The 18,283-nt window shown below is 67.2% G+C and carries 16 protein-coding genes and 1 pseudogene; 8 read left to right on the forward strand and 9 right to left on the reverse strand.

Translation table 11 applies throughout. From position 1 onward, the window contains the following. The first annotated feature begins 45 nt into the window (after positions 1–45). The 4 genes from coaD to ACZ1G0_RS07335 all read left to right on the forward strand — a co-directional run bounded on the left by coaD (position 46) and on the right by ACZ1G0_RS07335 (position 2,741). Positions 46–540, forward strand: coding sequence for a pantetheine-phosphate adenylyltransferase (gene coaD / locus ACZ1G0_RS07320; RefSeq protein WP_472736343.1), 495 nt, complete (start codon positions 46–48; stop codon positions 538–540). Between the two features lie 68 nt (positions 541–608). Further along, positions 609–1,112 (forward strand): peptidylprolyl isomerase, encoded by a 504-nt coding sequence (locus tag ACZ1G0_RS07325; protein WP_472736344.1) that lies wholly within the window; start codon positions 609–611, stop codon positions 1,110–1,112. Next, positions 1,105–1,683 carry a peptidylprolyl isomerase gene (locus tag ACZ1G0_RS07330; protein ID WP_472736345.1) on the forward strand — a complete coding sequence of 193 codons (579 nt, stop codon included), beginning with the start codon at positions 1,105–1,107 and terminating at the stop codon, positions 1,681–1,683. Before ACZ1G0_RS07325 ends, ACZ1G0_RS07330 begins: the two co-directional genes overlap by 8 nt. Before the next feature lie 86 nt (positions 1,684–1,769). Beyond that, positions 1,770–2,741 carry a DUF3179 domain-containing protein gene (locus ACZ1G0_RS07335; protein ID WP_472736346.1) on the forward strand — a complete coding sequence of 324 codons (972 nt, stop codon included), beginning with the start codon at positions 1,770–1,772 and terminating at the stop codon, positions 2,739–2,741. Positions 2,742–2,833: 92 nt separating this feature from the next. On the opposite strand, the gene ACZ1G0_RS07340 is transcribed toward ACZ1G0_RS07335, so the two are convergent. The 6 genes from ACZ1G0_RS07340 to ACZ1G0_RS07365 all read right to left on the reverse strand — a co-directional run bounded on the left by ACZ1G0_RS07340 (position 2,834) and on the right by ACZ1G0_RS07365 (position 10,255). Continuing rightward, entirely contained in the window at positions 2,834–3,709 is an 876-nt protein-coding gene (locus ACZ1G0_RS07340) for an amidohydrolase family protein (protein WP_472736347.1), read from the reverse strand. A 60-nt stretch (positions 3,710–3,769) separates the two neighbouring features. Further along, positions 3,770–5,362, reverse strand: coding sequence for an ATP-dependent DNA ligase (locus tag ACZ1G0_RS07345; RefSeq protein ID WP_472736348.1), 1,593 nt, complete (start codon positions 5,360–5,362; stop codon positions 3,770–3,772). 9 nt (positions 5,363–5,371) lie between these two features. Further along, positions 5,372–6,250 (reverse strand): alpha/beta hydrolase, encoded by an 879-nt coding sequence (locus ACZ1G0_RS07350; protein ID WP_472736349.1) that lies wholly within the window; start codon positions 6,248–6,250, stop codon positions 5,372–5,374. Positions 6,251–6,259: 9 nt separating this feature from the next. Continuing rightward, positions 6,260–7,270, reverse strand: a complete 1,011-nt coding sequence (locus ACZ1G0_RS07355; protein WP_472736350.1) for a ligase-associated DNA damage response exonuclease — start codon at positions 7,268–7,270, stop codon at positions 6,260–6,262. 30 nt (positions 7,271–7,300) lie between these two features. After that, complete coding sequence (locus tag ACZ1G0_RS07360; RefSeq protein ID WP_472736351.1) at positions 7,301–8,836, reverse strand: trimethylamine methyltransferase family protein; 1,536 nt, start codon at positions 8,834–8,836, stop codon at positions 7,301–7,303. A 246-nt stretch (positions 8,837–9,082) separates the two neighbouring features. Beyond that, entirely contained in the window at positions 9,083–10,255 is a 1,173-nt protein-coding gene (locus ACZ1G0_RS07365; protein ID WP_472736352.1) for a pyridoxal phosphate-dependent aminotransferase, read from the reverse strand. 109 nt (positions 10,256–10,364) lie between these two features. Between ACZ1G0_RS07365 and cysS the strand changes: the two genes are divergently transcribed. The 4 genes from cysS (at position 10,365) to ACZ1G0_RS07385 (ending at position 14,828) form a co-directional block, all read left to right on the forward strand. Beyond that, complete coding sequence (gene cysS / locus ACZ1G0_RS07370) at positions 10,365–11,720, forward strand: cysteine--tRNA ligase (protein WP_472736353.1); 1,356 nt, start codon at positions 10,365–10,367, stop codon at positions 11,718–11,720. Between the two features lie 76 nt (positions 11,721–11,796). After that, the gene (gene cimA / locus ACZ1G0_RS07375) at positions 11,797–13,410 is read left to right on the forward strand and encodes a citramalate synthase (RefSeq protein ID WP_472737779.1); all 1,614 of its coding nucleotides are present in this window, start codon (positions 11,797–11,799) and stop codon (positions 13,408–13,410) included. A gap of 60 nt (positions 13,411–13,470) precedes the next feature. Continuing rightward, a complete protein-coding gene (locus ACZ1G0_RS07380; protein WP_472736354.1) occupies positions 13,471–14,088 on the forward strand; it encodes a helix-turn-helix transcriptional regulator in 618 nt (205 codons plus the stop codon). Further along, the gene (locus ACZ1G0_RS07385; protein ID WP_472736355.1) at positions 14,088–14,828 is read left to right on the forward strand and encodes a squalene/phytoene synthase family protein; all 741 of its coding nucleotides are present in this window, start codon (positions 14,088–14,090) and stop codon (positions 14,826–14,828) included. The genes ACZ1G0_RS07380 and ACZ1G0_RS07385 overlap by 1 nt, the downstream gene beginning before the upstream one ends. A 40-nt stretch (positions 14,829–14,868) precedes the next feature. On the opposite strand, the pseudogene ACZ1G0_RS07390 reads toward ACZ1G0_RS07385, so the two are convergent. From ACZ1G0_RS07390 to cobA, 3 genes and pseudogenes are all read right to left on the reverse strand, one after another. Then, a pseudogene (locus tag ACZ1G0_RS07390) lies at positions 14,869–16,091 on the reverse strand (MFS transporter). Between the two features lie 54 nt (positions 16,092–16,145). Further along, positions 16,146–17,423: a cobyrinate a,c-diamide synthase gene (locus ACZ1G0_RS07395; RefSeq protein WP_472736356.1), complete on the reverse strand. Its 1,278-nt coding sequence runs from the start codon at positions 17,421–17,423 to the stop codon at positions 16,146–16,148. Next, a complete protein-coding gene (gene cobA / locus ACZ1G0_RS07400; RefSeq protein ID WP_472736357.1) occupies positions 17,420–18,271 on the reverse strand; it encodes a uroporphyrinogen-III C-methyltransferase in 852 nt (283 codons plus the stop codon). The genes ACZ1G0_RS07395 and cobA overlap by 4 nt, the downstream gene beginning before the upstream one ends. Between the last annotated feature and the right edge of the window lie 12 nt (positions 18,272–18,283).

Here is an 18,283-nt window from a genome sequence, read left to right on the forward strand (position 1 = left end):
GTGACTTTCGGTTTGGCTGGTGCCAACTTATCGAAGGGATGCCCCATGCGCACTGGCCTCTACCCCGGGACATTTGACCCGATCACCTATGGGCACATTGATATCATCAAACGGGCCTGCACCCTTGTGGACCGTCTGGTCATCGGGGTGGCGATCAACCGCGACAAGGGGCCTTTGTTCACGTTGGAAGAGCGGCTGGCCATGGTCGAGGCCGAGGCGGCCTTCTGGTCCAAAAAGACCGGGGTCGAGATCGTGGCCCACCCCTTCGAGAACCTGTTGATCGACTGCGCTCGGGACGTGGGCGCTCAGGTCATCATCCGCGGCCTGCGCGCCGTTGCGGATTTCGAGTATGAATTCCAGATGGTCGGCATGAACCGCCAGCTGGATGACAGTATCGAGACGGTGTTCCTGATGGCCGAGGCGGAACATCAGGCCATCGCCTCCAAGCTGGTGAAGGAAATCGCGCGGCTGGGCGGGGACGTGTCCAAATTCGTCAGCCCCCCGGTGAACACGGCCCTGATCGCCAAGCTGGGCGGCTGACCGGCCTTTGGGTTGCACTGGACCGCCCGTTGTGAAACCCATGTGCCAAACGCCAATAGGAGGTTCTCATGGCCGATATCAAAGACCCCGAAAACACCATCATCATCGAATTGAAAGACGGCAATGTGACGATCGAGTTGCTGCCCGACATCGCCCCCGGCCACTGTGCCCGGATCAAGGAACTGGCCCGCGCCGGGGCCTATGATGGCGTGGTCTTTCACCGGGTGATCGACGGCTTCATGGCCCAGACCGGCGACGTGGAACACGGCAAGGCGGATGGCGGCGACACGCGTCGGGCCGGCACCGGCGGGTCCGACCTGCCGGACCTGAAGGCGGAATTCAGCGGCATCCCCCACGACCGGGGCACCTTGGGGGCGGCACGCTCTGCCAACCCGGACAGCGCCAACAGCCAGTTCTTTATCAACTTCTCCGACAACCACTTCCTGAACCGTCAGTACACGGTCTACGGGCGTGTGATCGACGGGATGGAACATGTGGACGCCATCACCCGGGGCGAGCCGCCTGCGAACCCCGACAAGATGATCTCGATGAAGGTCGCCGCCGATGCGTAAGCTGGCCTGCGCGCTGGCCTGTGTGGCGGCCTCTGTCGTCACACCGCTGGCCGCCGAGACGCTGGAAATCGACATCGCGGGCGAGGGGGCCAATGGCACCGTCGTCATCGACCTGTTGCAGGACGTGGCCCCGAACCACGTGGAACAGATCACCGCTCTGGCCCGCGAAGGGGCGTACAACGATGTGGTCTTTCACCGGGTGATCGACCGCTTCATGGCGCAGACCGGCGATGTGGAGTTCGGCAAGCTGGGCGCGGACATGCGCCGCGCGGGCACCGGCGGGTCGGACCGGCCCAATGTCGCGCTAGAGGTGGCAGAGGGTGTCGGCTTTGAGCGCGGTGCCGTGGGCATGGCGCGGTCCTCTGCGCCTGACAGTGCCAACAGCCAGTTCTTCATCATGTTCGACCCCGCCCCGCACCTGAACGGGCAATATACCGTCGTGGGCCAAGTCGTGTCGGGAATGGAGGTCGTGGACGCGATCAAGCGCGGGCGCGGGGCCAATGGGGCCGTCATCGGCCAGCCCGACCGGATGGTCGAGGTGCGCGTCCTGCCCGACGCCGTGACCCAGTAAACAAACCGTCATCCCCCGCCTGCTGGGCGCGGGGTGGCTAGGCAGGGATCCTTTTGTGCGCCAAGCTTCGGGCAGGAGGATCCCTGATGCGTTTGATACTCGTGGCCCTTGTGGCGCTTGGCCTTGCAGGCCCCGCCACGGCTCAAGACAACCAACCCTTGCCGCCGTTCTGGGACGTGGAATGGCCGGATACGGATTTTTCGCGCAGCGCGGTGCCTTTCGTTGAAATCCTGTCCGGTGGCCCGCCCAAGGACGGGATCCCGGCGCTGGATGCGCCGAATTTCGTCAGCGTGGCAGAGGCGGGTATTCCGGCGGCGGAACCCGTCATCACGTTGGAACTGCCCGGCCAGACCCCGCGGGCCTATCCGATCCGCTATCTGCACTGGCATGAGATTGTGAATGACACCCTGGGCGGTGTGCCCGTTGCGGTGACCTATTGCCCCCTGTGCAATTCTGCCATCACCTTTGACCGGCGGGTCGGGGGCCGGGTGCTGTCGTTCGGGGTGTCGGGCAAGCTGCGCCATTCGGACATGGTGATGTATGACCGCGAGACGCAAAGCTGGTGGCAACAGGCCTTGGGCGAGGGGATCGTGGGGGATCTGACGGGGGCGCGGTTGACCGAATTGCCCAGCTGGATGGAGCCCATGTCCGCCTTTGCCGCGCGCAACCCCGGCGGGGCCGTCATGGCCGAACCGGATCACCGGCGCGCCTATGGCCACAACCCCTATCGCGGTTACGACGGGTCGCACCGGCCGTTCCTCTATTCCGGGGAAAACCCGCCCCATGGCATCCACCCGTTGGCGCGGGTTGTGCGCGTGGGGGACCGGGCGTGGACGATGGAGCGTGTGCGCCGCGCGGGGGACGTGACCGAGGCGGGCGTGTCGATAACCTGGGAAGCCGGCATGGCGTCGCCGTTGGATCACGAGACGATCGCGAAGGGCCGCGACATCGGCTGGGTCCGGGTGCGCGACGCCCGGGGCCGTGACCTGCCCCATGACCTGATGTTCGCCTTTGCCTTCCATGCCTTTCATCCCGAGGGGGCGTGGATGGTGGAATGAGGTTTTGCGCCGGGCCTGCGGCCCGTCGCGACGCCGGGGGAGGCTCTGCCTCCCCCGGACCCCCTCCGAGGGTATTTGGGGAACAATGAGGGTCAGAAGCCGTAGAGTTTGGCCGGTGTATGGACAAGGATCTGGGTGCGTGTAGCTTCGTCCGGGCAGGCGTCTGTGAAGGCATCGAACAGGGCCGTGCTGGTGGGGCGGGTGGCATCAGCCAGCATGATATGCGGCCAGTCGGAGCCCCAGAGGCAGCGTTCGGAGTTGGCAGAGATCAGGGCTTGGGCGTGGTCCTGGGCTCGGTCGTAGGGGGCGGCGCACAGGCGGTAGGGGGCGGAGAGTTTGACGTGGACGTGCCCCTCGGCCACAAGGTGCAGCAGCGTTTGAAAGCCTGGCTCGGCGGTGCCCTGCGCCAGGTCCGGCCAGCCCATGTGATCCAGCACCACCGGGACGGGCATGGCGCGGATGTCGTCGGCCAGTTCGGTCATGTGTTTATGGGTGTTGAGCAGCATTTGCACATGCAGCCCCCGCTCCGCCAGTCGCGGGGCCATGGCCTTGACCCCGTCCCACGACAACACGCCCCCGTGGACGTAGTTCAGGCGCACGCCGCTGAGGCGTTGATCCACAAGCCGGTCGAGGTCGGCGTCCGTGGCTTGATCGGTGACCAGGCCGATGCCGCGCGCCTCTGGGCCAAGGGCGGCCACGGCGCGGGCGGTGACGGTGTTGTCGGTGCCGTAAAGGATGGATTGCACGACCACCGTGCGGGTGATGCCAAGGGTCGCCATCTGCGCGCGGTAGGCGGCCATGTAGGCCTCGAAGGTCAGACCGGGGGCGGGGTCCTCGATGCGGCCCGCCCACAAGGGGGCCTCGGACGGGGCGGCCAGCATGTGGATGTGGCTGTCGCAGGCCCCGGCGGGTGCGCGCAGGCGCGGCGCGGAATTGGGCAGGGGGGCATCGGCGGTGGGCAGGGTCATGGGGTTGGTCCTGTTGCGGGCGTGGTGTTGGGGTATTTTTAACCCAATGAAGCAGGGGTGTCAGCCATAGGTGGCCAGCAGGTCCAGCAGGTCGGCGTGGGTGTTGGCCTGTGCGGCGGGTTTGTCGCGCCGCCAGCGCAGCATCCGGGGAAAGCGCAGGGCGATGCCGGATTTGTGGCGCGGGCTTTCCTGGATCCCCTCGAAGGCGATTTCGAACACCAGTTCGGGGGGCACCCGGCGCACGGGGCCAAAGCGTTCGAGGGTGTTTTTGCGCACCCAGGTCGTGATTTCGCGGAATTCCGCATCCGTGAGGCCGGAATAGGCCTTGGTGAAGGGGACAAGTTCGTTCCCTTTCCAGCAGGCGAAGGTGTAGTCCGTGAACAGGTTGGCGCGCCGCCCGTGGCCCGATTGGGCGTAGATCATCACCGCGTCGACGGTCAGCGGGTCCAGCTTCCATTTCCACCAGTCGCCCTTTTTGCGGCCCCCCTGGTAGGGGGCGGACAGACGTTTGAGCATCAAGCCTTCGGCCCCGATGTCGCGCGCGCCGGCGCGGACGGCGGTGTGGCTGGCCCAATCGCCGGGCAGACCCTCGGACAGGCGCAGGGGGGCGGCGGCGGGGTCGGGCAGCAGGGCGTCCAACCGGGCGCGGCGGTCTGCCAAGGGCAGGGCGCGCAGGTCCGCGCCGCCGTCCTCCAGCAAGTCGTAGGCGCGCAGGACCACGGGGGCGTCCCTGAGGACCGTTTTGGGGACCGTCTTGCGCCCGATGCGTTTTTGCAGGGCGGCAAAGGGCAGGGGCGCGTCCGTGGCAAAGTCCCAGGCCAGCAGTTCGCCGTCCAGCACGGTGCCGTCGGGCAGGTGGTCCAGGGCGGGGGCCAGATCGGGGAAACGGTCGGTCATCAGCTCTTCGCCCCGGGACCAGACGAACAGGGCGCCGCCGCGCCGGATCAGTTGCGCGCGGATGCCGTCCCATTTGTATTCCACCAGCCAGTCAGAGGCGGGACCGAGGGTGTCGGGCGCATCCTCCAGGCCGTAGGCCAGTTGGAACGGATAGGGGCGGGACAGGTCGGCCAATGGGTCGGCCCCTTCGATCAGCTCGGCCCAGGTGGTGGTGTCCGGGGTCCAGCCGCCCATCAGGCGGTGGGCGATCTCGGCCTCCTCCCTGTTGGTGGCCTGGGCCACGGCGCGGGTCATCAGTTTCTGACTGACGCCTACCCGCAGCCCGCCCGTGATCAGCTTGGTGAAGACGAAACGCTCTGCCCCGTCCAGGGCGTCCCATGCGGACAGGATGGCGGCCTTTTTGTCCGGCTCGTCCAGCTTGGCCCAGCTTTGCAGGCGCGTGATCCAGATCGTCAGGCTGGCGGCCTCGGGCCTTTTGGCGGGGGGCAGGACAAGGGACACGGTTTCCGCCAGATCGCCCACGACCGCATAGCTGTCCTCGAACAGCCACAGGGGCAGGTCTGCCAGCTCTGCCGCCCATTCGCGCAGGCGTGTGGCGGTGATCGTGCGCTTGGGGCGGCGACCCGACAGCAGCGCCGCACACCACAGTTTGTCCGCATCCGGTGCGGTGCGGAAATAATCGGCCAAGGCGGCCGTCTTCACGCTGGTGCGCGTGGTCTGGTCGAGGGTGGTGTAGAGGGTGGCAAACTGCTCCATCCGCCTGACCTAGGCCGTGTGGCTGCGGATGAAAGCGGCCATGCGCGCAAGGGCCGTATCGGCGGCAGTGACGCGCCCTGCATACAGCTGCCAGACGTGGGGCATGTGGGGCACGATATCGGTGGTGGCGGTGCCAAGGTGGGCGGCCATGCGGTGGGTGTCGGGTTCCAACATCTCGCCCTGGCCGGTCTGGAACAGGACGGGGGGCGGGGCGGAGTAGGTGCCATGTATGGGCGACAGGCGCGGGTTTTGCGGGTCGTGGTCGCGCAGGTACATGGGGATGCAGCGGCGCATCCAGGCCTTGGGGATCAGCCGTTCCGACGCCCCGGGGTGGGTGCGGGTGGCCGGGTCCAGATCCACCACCGGTGAGGCCAACACCATGCAATCGGGCACGCGCAACCCGTGGCGCGCGGCGTCTTGCAACAGGACCAGCGCAAGATTGCCGCCCGCGCTGTCCCCGCCCACGACGATGGGGCCCTCCACCTGGGTCAACAAATCGCCATAGGCCGCCAGAATGTCGTCGGGGGCGGCGGGGAACGGGTGGGCAGGCGCCAGGCGGTAGCTGGGCAGATAGGCCGCCAGCCCCGCCTGTTCGGCCAGCCGCGTGACCATGGGCGCATGGGTTTCCGGCGCGCCGATGGTAAAGCCGCCGCCGTGGATCCAGAACAGCGCACCGCGCGCGCCCGGTGCGCCGTGGGGGCGCATCAGGGCGTGGCGGCCGCCCAAAGTGACGCGCTGCACCCCGGGCAGGGCCGGGGCGTGGTTCAACGCGCAGGTCGCCCGAAACAGCCCCCGCAACAGCCGTTGGGCCGGGATCAGCGCCAGCGTGGGTTTTTCGACATAGCGCGCAAAGGCGATGGCCATCCGGTCCGAGGGGGTCAGGGTCATGGGCGCACCCTAGCTGGCCTCGGCCTCGGCTTCCACCGCGTCCAGACTTTCGCCGTCGAATTCGGTCTGCACGATCTGGGCGTCATAGCCGATGTCGCAAAGGTAGCGCCGAAAGACCGAGGTGTAGCCATGTGTCACAAAGATCCGCTCGGCCCCCGTGGCCTTGATCGCGTCCAGCAGGCCCGGCCAGTCGGCGTGATCGGACACCACGAACCCCCGGTCTGCCGCCCGGCGGCGGCGCACCCCGCGCAGGGCCATCCAGCCGCTGGCAAAGGCCGTTGACGGCTTGCCGAACCGCCGCGCCCAGGTGGACCCAAAGGCCGACGGCGGGGCCAGGATCAGCGCGCCGGCCTGAGCGCTGCGGTCCAGATCGGGCGTGATGCGGGTGGTGGCCGGCAGGGCGACCCCCTGGGCGCGCAGCACGGCGTTGGTGTTCTCGATCGCCGCATGGGTCAGGATCGGCCCTTGAGGGTCCAGCATGGTCAACAGCCGCTGTGCCTTGCCCAAGGAATAGGCCCCCAGCATCGCCACCCGCCCCTCGGCCCGGCAGGCCGCCCACCAGTCGTTGATCTGGGTCTTGAGCACCGCATCAGACTGCCATTTGAACACCGGCAGCCCAAAGGTGCATTCCGAGATGAAGGCATGGCAGGGCACCGGTTCGAACGCCTCCGACAGGCCGTCCGGCGTGGTCTTGTAATCGCCCGAGACGACCCAGACCTCGCCCGCCACCTCGACCCGGATCTGCGCGGATCCCGGCACATGGCCTGCGGGGTGGAAACTGACCGTGGCCCCACCGATGCGCCGCGTCTCGCCATAGGGGATCGTGTCCAGGGTGATGTCGCCCAGACGGTGGCGCATGACCGGGGCCGCAGCCTCGGTCGCCAGATAGCGCCCCATCCCCCACCGTGCGTGATCGGCATGGCCGTGGGTGATCAGGGCCCGGTCCACGGGGCGCCAGGGGTCGATGTAGAAATCACCGGCGGGGCAATAGATGCCCTCGGGCTGAAAGGTCAGTACCATCGCCCATAGGTAACGCGTGGGTTCGCGTTGTCACATCAGAATGTCGAACTGGGTGCGCAGGGCGCGGTCCAGCGCGGGGTCAAAGGCCGCTGACCTTTCATTGGCCAGGATCGCCTGTTTGCGCGCGATGGTCTGGGCCAAAAGGTCGGGGCGGTCGTTCTCCTCCCATTCCTTGGGGCTCATGCGGTTGGCCAGGCTGGGATAGATGTATTCGGTCTGCATCAGGCGCAGGGTCTGCTCGGTCCCCAGGTAGTGGCCCGGCCCCCCCAGACAGGTGGCGCGCATGGTGTCCAGGGCAAGGGTGTCGTCGTTGACCTCGATCCCGCGCACGCAGCGCAAGGCTTGCCCGATCAGGTCATCACCCAGGATCAGGCTTTCCAGACAGAACCCCAGCAGAGAGGCATGCATCCCCGCCGCCTCATAGACCATGTTCAGACCCGACAGCCCGGCCAGGGTGTTGCTGATCCCCTGTTCCCAGCCCGCCTGCATGTCGGGCAGCTTGGCATCGGCAATGCCCGCCGCCGCGCCCCCGGGCAAGCCATAGAACCGGTGCATCTGGGCACAGCCCGCCGACAACAGCGCCTGTTCCCCGGACCCGCCCGACATGGCCCCCGTGCGCAGATCCGACACGAAGGGCCAGGTGCCAAAGATAGCCGGGTGCCCGGGCGCAATGGAGTTGACGTAGACCACGCCCGCAAGGCACTCGGCCACCGCCTGCACGATGGCGCCCGCGATGGGGGCCGGGGCCGTGGCCCCCGCCTGACCTGCGGACAACAACAGGACAGGCATGCCTGCGGCGATGCACTGTTCCATCACCTGACAGGACTCGGTGGCGAATTTCATGGGCGGGACCACAAAACAGTTGGAGTTCGACACGAAGGGCCGCGCCCGCCACGCAGCCTCGCCCCCCGCCACGGCGTGCAGAAACTCCAGACACAGGGGCACGGTGTCCGGGTCCACAAAACTGGTGCCCACGTGTTTGGTGGTCCCCGACAGACACGCATAGAGCGTATTCAGGTCCAGCGCCTGATTGTCCGGCATGTCCCGCGCCACCATGGGGCGTTGCAGGAAATGGATATTGTCCAGGGTCTGCGTGATCCGCGCCGCGTCATGCAGGTCTTGCAGCAGGCTTTCGCGGTAGGTGCCGGTTTCCACATCCACCACATGGACCGCCGCGCCTGCGGTGCCGTAATGCACCCGGCTGCCCGACAGGTCCAGATCATGGGCCGGGTCGCGCCCGTGCAGGGTCAGGTCCCTACAGGCCTTTGCCAGCATATCCTCGACCAGGGCACGGGGATAGCGCAGCCGTCCGTCGTCGCCCAAGATCGCGCCTGCGGCCACCATGACCTCGATGCCCGAGGGGGGCGCATCGGCCAGCCCGATCTCCTCCAACGCGGTCAGGGCCGCCTCGTGGATGCGGGCGATATCGGCGTCCGACAGGGGATTATAGGTGCCGCCCGTCAGGCCCGGACGCACGGGGCGGGTGTCTTGGGACAAAGGGGCGGCGCGCAGGGCGCAACGGGCCGCGCGCCCGCCGGTGCGGCGCGGTTTGGTCATCTCGTTCATGGGATGGTCCTTGGATAACGATGTTGGAAAAGGGGGGCTAGCAGGGCCACCCTGTGGGGCGCCCGCGCGCCGCGCGCCCGCGATCCGCCCCGATGGTGCGGGTCACAAGGGCGATCTTCCAGTCGTTGTCTTTGTGTACGAACATATGCCAAGCCTGCCCAAGCTGCGCCGCTCTGCGCGCTCAAATGCGACAGATGGTCCAAAAGCGACGGATTTCCGCTTCATTGGGTCAAAAATACCCCAGATCTACGGGGCAAGCTGCGCTGCCATATCCAATAATGTTGCCACGGACTGGACCAAGCGGTCGTCGTCCACGGTCAAGGCCAGGCGGATATGCCCCGCTGCGGCCGCCCCAAAGCTTTCGCCGGGCATGACGGCGATATGGTGCTGGTCCAGCAACCTGTCCCCGAAATCCTCACCCGACAGGCCCGTGGCGCGGATGTCCAGCATCAGGTACATGGCCCCGCCCGAGGGGATGACCTTGACCACCTGTTGGCCCGCGATCAGGTCCAGCACCCGCGCGCGGCGGCGGGCAAAGGGGGCGGCGACCGCGTCCTCCAGGGGCTGGCCCTCGCCCAAGGCAAACACCGCCGCCTCCTGGATATAGCCGGGCACGCCGTAGGTTGTGTGGGTGGCAAGGTTGCTCAGGTGGGCAATCGCCGCCTCTGGCCCCACGATCCAGCCGATCCGGCTGCCGGTCATGGCATGGCTTTTGGACATGGAGCCCACCACCAGGGTGCGATCGGCCATGCCGGGCAGGGCGCGGGGGCTCAGGTGGGTGCCGTCCCAGACCTGGGTGTCATAGACCTCGTCCGAGATCAGCCACAGGTCGTGGGCCTGGGCCACATCGGCAATCGCCTGCACGGTGGCTGCGTCATAGACCACGCCCGTGGGGTTGTTGGGGGTGTTCACCAGCAAGGACCGCGCGCCGGGCGCGGCGGCCTCAAGCGCTGTGCGGGTGGGTTGAAACGCCTCCTCCGGTCGGGTCTGGATCGCCTTGGGCACGCCGCCCGCGCCGCGGATGGTGCCGGGGTAGGTGGCGTAGTAGGGATCAAGGTACAGGGCGGTGTCGCCGGCCTCCAGGGCGGCCAGATGGGCCGCGAACAGGCCCGCTTGCCCCCCGGGGGTGATCAGCACATTGTCGAGGCTTGTGGGCACGCCCGTGCGCGTCTGGATGCGGTCCGCCACCGCCTGACGCAGGGCCGTGATCCCGGGCACGGCGGCATAGCCCGTATGCCCGGCAACCGCGCTGTCATGCATGGCCTGCAGGATGCTGGGGTGGGTGCGGATGTCATGCTCGCCAATCGTCAGCTCGGTCACGGGCACGCCGCCTGCAATCATGCGCCGCGCCTTGTAGAACAAATCCCATCCGTCTGACCCGTCGCCCGTCAGCCCTGCCAGTCGCCGTGATACCTGCATCGCGTCCCCCTCGTGTTTGGGCGCAAGCAATCACGGGGCAGGGGGCAAGTCAAACTTCCCCTTGCCGCCCGGCTCTGTTAGGTCCACGCCCGACAGGGAAGGGACAACCATGGCACAGATCCGATTGCGCAATTCGATGACCCGGCAGGTGGAGGATTTCACCCCCATCGACGCCAGCAACGTGCGGATGTATGTCTGTGGGCCCACGGTCTATGACCGCGCGCATCTGGGCAACGCGCGCCCGGCGGTGGTGTTTGACACGCTGTTTCGGATGCTGCGCCATGTCTATGGCGCGGATCACGTGACCTATGTGCGCAATTTCACGGATGTGGATGACAAGATCAACGCCCGCGCCGCCGCCTCGGGCCGGGACATTGCCCAGATCACCGCCGAGACGACCCAGTGGTATCTGGCCGACATGGCCGCGCTGGGCACGCTGGAGCCCACCCATATGCCGCGCGCCACCCAGTACATCGGCCAGATGGTGACGATGATCCAGGGTCTGATCGACAGCGGCCACGCCTATGCGGCCGAGGGCCACGTTCTGTTTTCCGTCAAGGCCTACGGGGACTACGGCAACCTGTCGGGGCGCAGCGTGGACGACATGATTGCAGGCGCCCGGGTCGAGGTCGCGCCCTACAAGCGCGACGCCATGGATTTCGTCCTGTGGAAGCCCTCGGACGCAGACACCCCCGGCTGGGACAGCCCCTGGGGCCGGGGCCGCCCGGGCTGGCACATCGAATGTTCCGCCATGGCCCACGACCTGCTGGGGCCGGAGTTCGACATCCACGGCGGCGGCAACGACCTGATGTTCCCCCACCACGAAAACGAGGTGGCGCAAAGCTGTTGTTCCGGCCACGGGTTCGCGCGCACCTGGGTCCACAACGAGATGTTGCAGGTGGAGGGCAAGAAGATGTCCAAGTCCCTTGGCAACTTTTTCACCGTGCGCGACCTGCTGGATCAGGGCATCCCCGGCGAGGTGATCCGGTTCGTGTTTCTGTCCACCCATTATTCCAAGCCCATGGATTGGACCGCAAAGAAGGCGGAGGAGGCGACCAAGTGCCTACGCAAATGGCGGGCGCTGACGGACGGGACCCGCCCCTCCGCCAGCGCGGCCCCTGCGGTCGTTCAGGCCCTCTGCGAGGACCTGAACACCGCCGGCGCCATCACCGCCCTGCATGGGCTGGCCAGTGCGGGGGACGCGGCGGGATTGCTGGCAGGCGCGCGGATGCTGGGGCTGCTGACGCCCGAAATGGCGTGGGACGACGCGGGCCCGGACCTGTCGGACCTGGCCGCACGCCTGGCCGATCTGCGCACGGCGGCCATGGCCAGCAAGGATTTCGCCCCGGTGGATGCGATGAAGACCGCCCTGGTGGCCGCCGGGGTCGAGGTGCGCATGTCCAAGGCAGGGGTCGATCTGGTCCCCGGACCCGGGTTCGACCCCACCAGGTTGGAGGGGCTGTGATGCGCAGGCCGACACCCCGGGCGCTGCCCCGGATCCTGAGGATATGTCTGCCCCAAGGAAGCGGAGCGCGCCCGTGATGGAACGGCTTTATCTGTACGACACCACCCTGCGCGACGGGCAGCAGACCCAAGGAGTGCAGTTTTCCACCGCCGAGAAGGTCGAGATTGCGGCGATGCTGGATGATCTGGGGCTGGATTACATTGAGGGCGGCTGGCCCGGGGCCAACCCCACGGACAGCGAGTTTTTCGAGGTCGTGCCCGACACCCGCGCCCGGATGACCGCCTTTGGCATGACCAAGCGGGTGGGGCGGTCTGCGGCCAATGACGATGTGCTGGCGGCGGTGATGAATGCAGGCACCGGCGCGGTCTGTCTGGTGGGCAAGGCCCATGAATTCCACGTGCACGAGGCTCTGGGCTGTAGCTTGGACGAAAATCTGGAGGCGATCCGCGCCTCGGTCGCCCATATCGTTGGCCAAGGGCGCGAGGCGCTGTTTGACGCCGAACACTTCTTTGACGGATACGCCGCTAATCCCGCCTATGCGTTGGACTGCCTGCGCGCGGCCCTGGACGCAGGCGCGCGGTGGGTCGTGCTGTGCGACACCAACGGCGGCGCCATGCCCGAGACGGTGGAGGCTGTCGTTGCGGCTTGCGTCGCGGCAGGCATCCCCGGGGACCGGCTTGGCATCCACACCCACAACGACACCGAACAGGCCGTGGCCTGCAGTCTGGCTGCCGTGCGCGCCGGGGCGCGGCAGATCCAGGGCACGCTGAACGGGCTTGGGGAACGGTGCGGCAACGCCAACCTGACCGCCCTGATCCCGACCCTGCTGCTGAAACCGCCCTACCGCGACCGGTTCCAGATCGGCGTATCCGAGGCCGGGTTACAAACCCTGACCCGCGTGTCCCGGCGTCTGGACGACATCCTGAACCGCGTGCCCCGGCGCGAGGCGGCCTATGTGGGGGCCAGCGCCTTTGCCCACAAGGCGGGCCTGCACGCCAGTGCGATCCTCAAGGACCCCACCACCTACGAGCATATCCCGCCCGAGGTGGTCGGCAACGCCCGCATTATCCCTATGTCCAACCAGGCGGGCCTGTCGAACCTGCGCAAGCGGCTGGCGGACGCGGGCCTGCCCGGGGACGACACCGACGCCCTGCGCCGCATCTTACAGCAGATCAAGCTGCGCGAGGACGAGGGCTATGCCTACGACACGGCCCAGGCCAGCTTTGAGCTGTTGGCCCGGGCCGAACTGGGCCTGTTGCCTGACTTTTTCGAGGTCAAACGCTACCGCGTCACGGTCGAGCGGCGCAAGAACAAGCAAAACCGCATGGTGTCCCTGTCCGAGGCGGTCGTGGTGGTCAAGATCGGCGACACCAAGACCCTATCCGTGTCCGAAAGCATGGACGAGACCGGCACCGACCGCGGCCCCGTCAACGCCCTGGCCAAGGCGCTGGCCAAGGACCTTGGGCCCTATCAGGCCACCATCGACGACATCCGGCTGGTGGATTTCAAGGTGCGCATCACCCAGGGCGGCACCGAGGCCGTGACCCGCGTGATCATCGATTCCGAAGACAGCGCGGGCGCGCGCTGGTCCACCGTGGGGGTGTCGGCCAACATCGTCGACGCCAGCTTCGAGGCGCTGGTGGATGCGGTGCGGTGGAAACTGGTGCGGGATACGGAACTCAAAAAGTAACCTTGACGTTACTTATGCGCGCGCCTATTTGTAACTTAGAGGTTACAAATGGAGGGAGCCATGTCCACAGACCTTTTGATCTTGTTGCGCCGCGCCCTGTTGGGGGGCGCTGGTCTGATCTGCCTGGCCTACGGTCTGGCGGCCATCGCCACCGGACAGCCCGACCCCGTCAGCGCGTGGATCCCCGGCATGGCGGGGGCAGTGGCGGCGATCGTGCTGGCCGTGGCCTCGGTGCTGGCCGGGGACGCGCGGGCGGATCAGGCCTATGACGAGGGCTATGAGGCGGACAAGGCGCGCGCCTATGCCCTGTCCTTCTGGTGCGCGGTGGCGTTCTATCCGATCTTTGGCTTGGCCTTGGCGGCGGGCGTGATCGGCTATCCGGTGGTCTTTGCGGCCATGGGCACCTTGATGGGGGGATTTTCCTGTCGTCCTCGGTCCTGTTCGACCTGCGCGGCCCATAATGCCATGACCGTGCCCCTTGAAAACACGCTGGCCGCGTTGCGCAAGGCGCGCGGCCTGACCCAAGCCGACCTCGCAGAGGCCGCGGGCGTGTCGCGCAAGACGATCAATACGATTGAACGGCGGGTCTTTGTGCCCTCGACGGTCTTGGCACTGACCCTTGCGCAGGTGCTGGGGGTCAGCGTACATGACATCTTCACCCTGACCGAGGAAGACTGATGGACGCCGAGACCCGCGCCTGTGCGGCCCAAGTGGAACGGGGCGACCCCGACCGATTTCGCGCCACCATGGCGGCCCCCGTAGCGGCGCGCACGCGCCTGTTCCCGATCTATGCCTTTAACCTGGAGGTGGCCCGCGCCCCCTGGGTCACGCAGGAACCCATGATCGCGGAAATGCGCCTGCAGTGGTGGCGCGACGCCCTGGAGGAAATCGCCCAAGGGCAGACCGTCCGCCGGCACGAGGTGGTCACCCCCTTGGCACAGGTCCTGACGCCCGAGGATGCGCGCGCCCTGGACCGGGTCGTGGCCGCCCGCCGGTGGGATATCTACAAGGATCCGTTCGAGGATGCGGCGGCCTTTGCCACCTACCTCGATGACACGGCGGGCACCCTGTTGTGGATCGCCGCCCGGCCCTTTGGCGCGGGCGAGGAGGCCGCCGTGCGCGCCTGGGGCCAAGCCCTGGGGCTGGTCAACTGGCTGCGCGCCGTGCCCGCGCTGGAGAAGGCCGGACGCATCCCCCTGGTCGATGGGCGAGCCGAGGCGATTGCGGATCTGTGCCGCGCGACCCTGACCGCCCTGCCGCGCCCGCCGAAAAACCCTGCGATGCTGTCTTGCTGGCAAACCCGCACGCTTTTGCGCCAACTCGTGCGGGAACCGACACGAGTCGCAGACGGTGCAATTGGCCTCTCGCCCTTCGCCAGTCAGATGCGTTTGCTCAAGGCGACGGTCTTCGGTCTTTAGGACCATCGCCCTGCTTCATTGGGTTCCAAATACCCCAAACCTACGCCAGACGCGGGCGCAACGTCAGCCAGATCAGCGCCCCGCCCGCAAGGGTCAGGAAGGGCACCATGGCCAGGTTCACGGCGGTCCAGCCCGCCACCACATCCGCGCCGGAGTTCACCAACCCCCCGACGAGAGCGACGCCAGCGTCACGCAGCCAAAGACGATGGCATCGTTCAGGCCCTGGACCTGTCCACGCTCCTCGGGCGTGTGGGAGGTGGTCAGCAGGGTCGTGGCCCCGATGAACCCAAAGTTCCAGCCAATCCCCAACAGGATCAACGCCCCGAAGAAGTTGCCAATCGCCACACCCGATATCGCGATCACACCTGCGATCCCAAGGGCGACCAGCCCGACCGAGATGATCTTCTGCGCCCCGAACCGTGCGATCAGGTGCCCCGTAAAGAACGACGGCGCATACATGGCGATCACGTGCAGGGACACCACGTTGGCCGCGTCCCCGGTGCTGAACCCACAGCCCACCATGGCCAGGGGGGTCGACGTCATCACAAGGTTCATCAGCGCATAGGTCACCATCCCGCAGATGATCGACACCCGGATCACCGGGTCCGCCAACAGCTGTGCCCGGGTGCGGCCCTTGGGGGCGTCGGGACGGACGGGTTCGGGTTTCGGCAGGTCCAGAAAATAGAACAGCGCCACCCCGATGGCGTTCAGAACCGCCACCGCAAGGTAGGTGCCGACAAAGGGCACGATGAAGCTTTCGTCCGTGGCCTTCACCAATTGCGGCCCGATCAAAGCGGCCAGCAGACCGCCCGCCATGACGTAAGATATCGCCTTGGGCTTGTAGGTGTCAGACGCCGTGTCCGTGGCGGCAAAGCGGTAAAAACCGTTTGCGCACATATAGATACCGGTCAGAAAGCTGCCCGCTAGGAACAGGGCAAAGCTGCTGATCACAAGGGCATAGGCCGCGATCAGCGCCCCCACCATCCCGGCCATCGCCGCCAGCACGAACCCGAACACCCGACCCCGGCGTTGCATCAGGGGCGACAGCCACGGCGCCGTCGTCATAGAGGCGAAGACGATCATGGAGATCGGCAGCGTGGCCAACAGGGGCGTAGGCGCAATGGACAGACCCGCCAGCCCCCCAATGATGAAAATCATCGGCATCTGCGCACCAAGGAAGGCTTGGGCCAGCACCAGCACCACCACGTTGCGCTTGGCGCGGCGGTCGTCGAATTCGGGAAGGGGGGCGTCTATTGCAGTCATGGTCTTCTCCTAGGCGGCGTGCGCCGGTCTGTCCATCGGCCCTGAGGCCGCAGGTTACGGTGCGGGCGCGATCAAATGGGCAAAAGAGCCCGAGACGGAACCGTCCACCAACCCCATGGGGGTCAGCTTTTTGCCGGTGGCGTCCTTGGCCTCGAACAACGGAGTGCCCTCTGCCTTCAGGGTGGTGGCGTAGTGAAATTCGTGCCCCGCCCATCGGCCCGGAAAGGTCCCCTCAGACGCGCGCAGGGTCCGGTAGCCCAGGTGCAGCTTGCGGGTGCTGAAACTGGTTTCAAGGCGCAAAAGGCCCGCCATCTGGTGCCGTTCCCCGGCGGCGTCCACCAGCCCGTCGCCCAGCACCATGTAGCCGCCACATTCGCCGTAAACCGCTCCGGTCTCGGCCATACGGCGCAGGGTGTGCAGGAACACCTCATTGGCGGCCAGACGGCCTGCGTGCAACTCGGGGTAGCCGCCGGGCAGGAACACCAGATCGCTTTCGGGCACGGGGTCATTGGCCAGCGGGCTGAAGGGGATCACCTGCGCCCCCGCCGCGCGCCACCCATCCAGCATGTGGGGGTATGTGAAATCAAACGCCGCATCCCGCGCCACGGCAACCCGTTGGGCCGGGGGGCGCGGCAGGTTGCGTGCTCGGCTGGCGGGCGGCAGGGGCCGGGCCAGCGCGTGCAGCGCCTCCAGATCCACGGACAGGCCCGCGATGTCGCCCGCGCGGGCCAGATAGGCGTCCAGATCGTCCCGTTCCTGGGCCTGCACCTTGCCCAGGTGGCGGTCGGGATGTTCCAGACCCCTGACGCGGTTGATCGCCCCCAGCACCGGGATGCCATGGGGGGCGAGGGCGGCGCGCAGCATGTCGATGTGGCGCGGGCTGCCGGTGCGGTTCAGGATAACGCCGGCGATCTCCACCTCGGGGTCATGGCGGGCAAAGCCCAGAACCAGCGGCGCAATCGATTGCGCCATGCGACCTGCGTCCACCACCAGCACCACGGGCAGGCGCAACTGGCGCGCAAGGTCCGCCGTGGCCCCGCGCCCGTCCGGGGGCGCGCCATCAAACAGCCCCATGGCCCCTTCGATGATCAACAGCTCCGGCGCGCCGTCCCGGGCCAACTGCCGGATCATGCGCGGCTCCATCGCCCAGGCATCAAGGTTCAGGCAGGTGCGCCCGCAGGCGGCCTCATGGAACCGGGGGTCGATGTAGTCGGGGCCGGACTTGGCCCCGCGCACCTTGACGCCCGCTTCGGTCAGGGCACGCAGCAGGCCAAGGGTCACCGTCGTCTTGCCCGAGCCAGAGGTCGGGGCCGCGATGATGAACCCCTTCATGCGCTTTCCGCCGGGCGGCCACGGTCCAGCGGGTCCAGATCGCGCGGGGCGTCCCCTGCGGCCATGGCCTGCCAGTCGAGGACCTGGCGCAGTTCCACCGCGCGGCCGATCACGATGATGGCGGGCGGCTCGACCCCCGCGCGGGCGATGTCGGCCACACAGGTGCCAAGGGTGGTTTCCAAGACCTGCTGGCGATCCGTGGCGGCGTTTGTGACGATGCCCACAGGTTCCTCCGCCCGCCGTCCGCCCGCGATGAGGCGCGCCGAGATATTGGCGATATGCTTCATGCCCATGTAAATCACGATCACCTGACTGCCGCGCGCAATCCCGTCCCAGTCCAGCGCGCCGGGGGTGTTGCCCGTGGCATCGTGGCCGGTCACAAAGGTCACCGATTGGTTCACGTCGCGGTGGGTCACGGGGATGCCCGCATAGGCCAGCCCACCGATACCGGCTGTGATGCCGGGGATGATGCGGATGGGGATGGCGTGCTGGACAAGGGTCTGTGCCTCCTCCCCGCCGCGCCCGAACACGAAGGGATCGCCGCCCTTCAGGCGCAGCACCCGTTTGCCCGCGCGCGCAAGTTCCACAAGGCGCAAGGAAATGTCGCGCTGCTTGGCGCTTGGCTTGCCGCCGCGCTTGCCAGCGTAAATGTGTTCGGCCTGGGGGGCCCAATCCAGGATCGCCTCGCCCACCAGTGCGTCATAGACAATCACATCTGCCTGCCGCAGGGCGTTCAGCGCGTGAAGGGTCAGCAGCCCCGGATCACCGGGACCGGCCCCGCACAGCCAGACCCAGCCGGGTTGAAACGCAGGCCAGTCGCCGCGGGGGAAGGGGAGTGAATCGCTCATGTGCCCTGTATG

Source organism: Thalassobacter sp. HA4-2 (assembly GCF_055693705.1).

Coding starts and splice junctions, on each gene's coding strand:
- ACZ1G0_RS07365 (WP_472736352.1), bottom strand. CDS start 10,255: ATGCAGGTATCACGGCGACTGGCAGGGCTGACGGGCGACGGGTCAGAC.
- ACZ1G0_RS07380 (WP_472736354.1), top strand. CDS start 13,471: ATGTCCACAGACCTTTTGATCTTGTTGCGCCGCGCCCTGTTGGGGGGC.
- ACZ1G0_RS07330 (WP_472736345.1), top strand. CDS start 1,105: ATGCGTAAGCTGGCCTGCGCGCTGGCCTGTGTGGCGGCCTCTGTCGTC.
- cimA (WP_472737779.1), top strand. CDS start 11,797: ATGGAACGGCTTTATCTGTACGACACCACCCTGCGCGACGGGCAGCAG.
- ACZ1G0_RS07335 (WP_472736346.1), top strand. CDS start 1,770: ATGCGTTTGATACTCGTGGCCCTTGTGGCGCTTGGCCTTGCAGGCCCC.
- ACZ1G0_RS07385 (WP_472736355.1), top strand. CDS start 14,088: ATGGACGCCGAGACCCGCGCCTGTGCGGCCCAAGTGGAACGGGGCGAC.
- ACZ1G0_RS07345 (WP_472736348.1), bottom strand. CDS start 5,362: ATGGAGCAGTTTGCCACCCTCTACACCACCCTCGACCAGACCACGCGC.
- ACZ1G0_RS07325 (WP_472736344.1), top strand. CDS start 609: ATGGCCGATATCAAAGACCCCGAAAACACCATCATCATCGAATTGAAA.
- ACZ1G0_RS07340 (WP_472736347.1), bottom strand. CDS start 3,709: ATGACCCTGCCCACCGCCGATGCCCCCCTGCCCAATTCCGCGCCGCGC.
- ACZ1G0_RS07355 (WP_472736350.1), bottom strand. CDS start 7,270: ATGGTACTGACCTTTCAGCCCGAGGGCATCTATTGCCCCGCCGGTGAT.
- ACZ1G0_RS07360 (WP_472736351.1), bottom strand. CDS start 8,836: ATGAACGAGATGACCAAACCGCGCCGCACCGGCGGGCGCGCGGCCCGT.
- cobA (WP_472736357.1), bottom strand. CDS start 18,271: ATGAGCGATTCACTCCCCTTCCCCCGCGGCGACTGGCCTGCGTTTCAA.
- ACZ1G0_RS07350 (WP_472736349.1), bottom strand. CDS start 6,250: ATGACCCTGACCCCCTCGGACCGGATGGCCATCGCCTTTGCGCGCTAT.
- coaD (WP_472736343.1), top strand. CDS start 46: ATGCGCACTGGCCTCTACCCCGGGACATTTGACCCGATCACCTATGGG.
- ACZ1G0_RS07395 (WP_472736356.1), bottom strand. CDS start 17,423: ATGAAGGGGTTCATCATCGCGGCCCCGACCTCTGGCTCGGGCAAGACG.
- cysS (WP_472736353.1), top strand. CDS start 10,365: ATGGCACAGATCCGATTGCGCAATTCGATGACCCGGCAGGTGGAGGAT.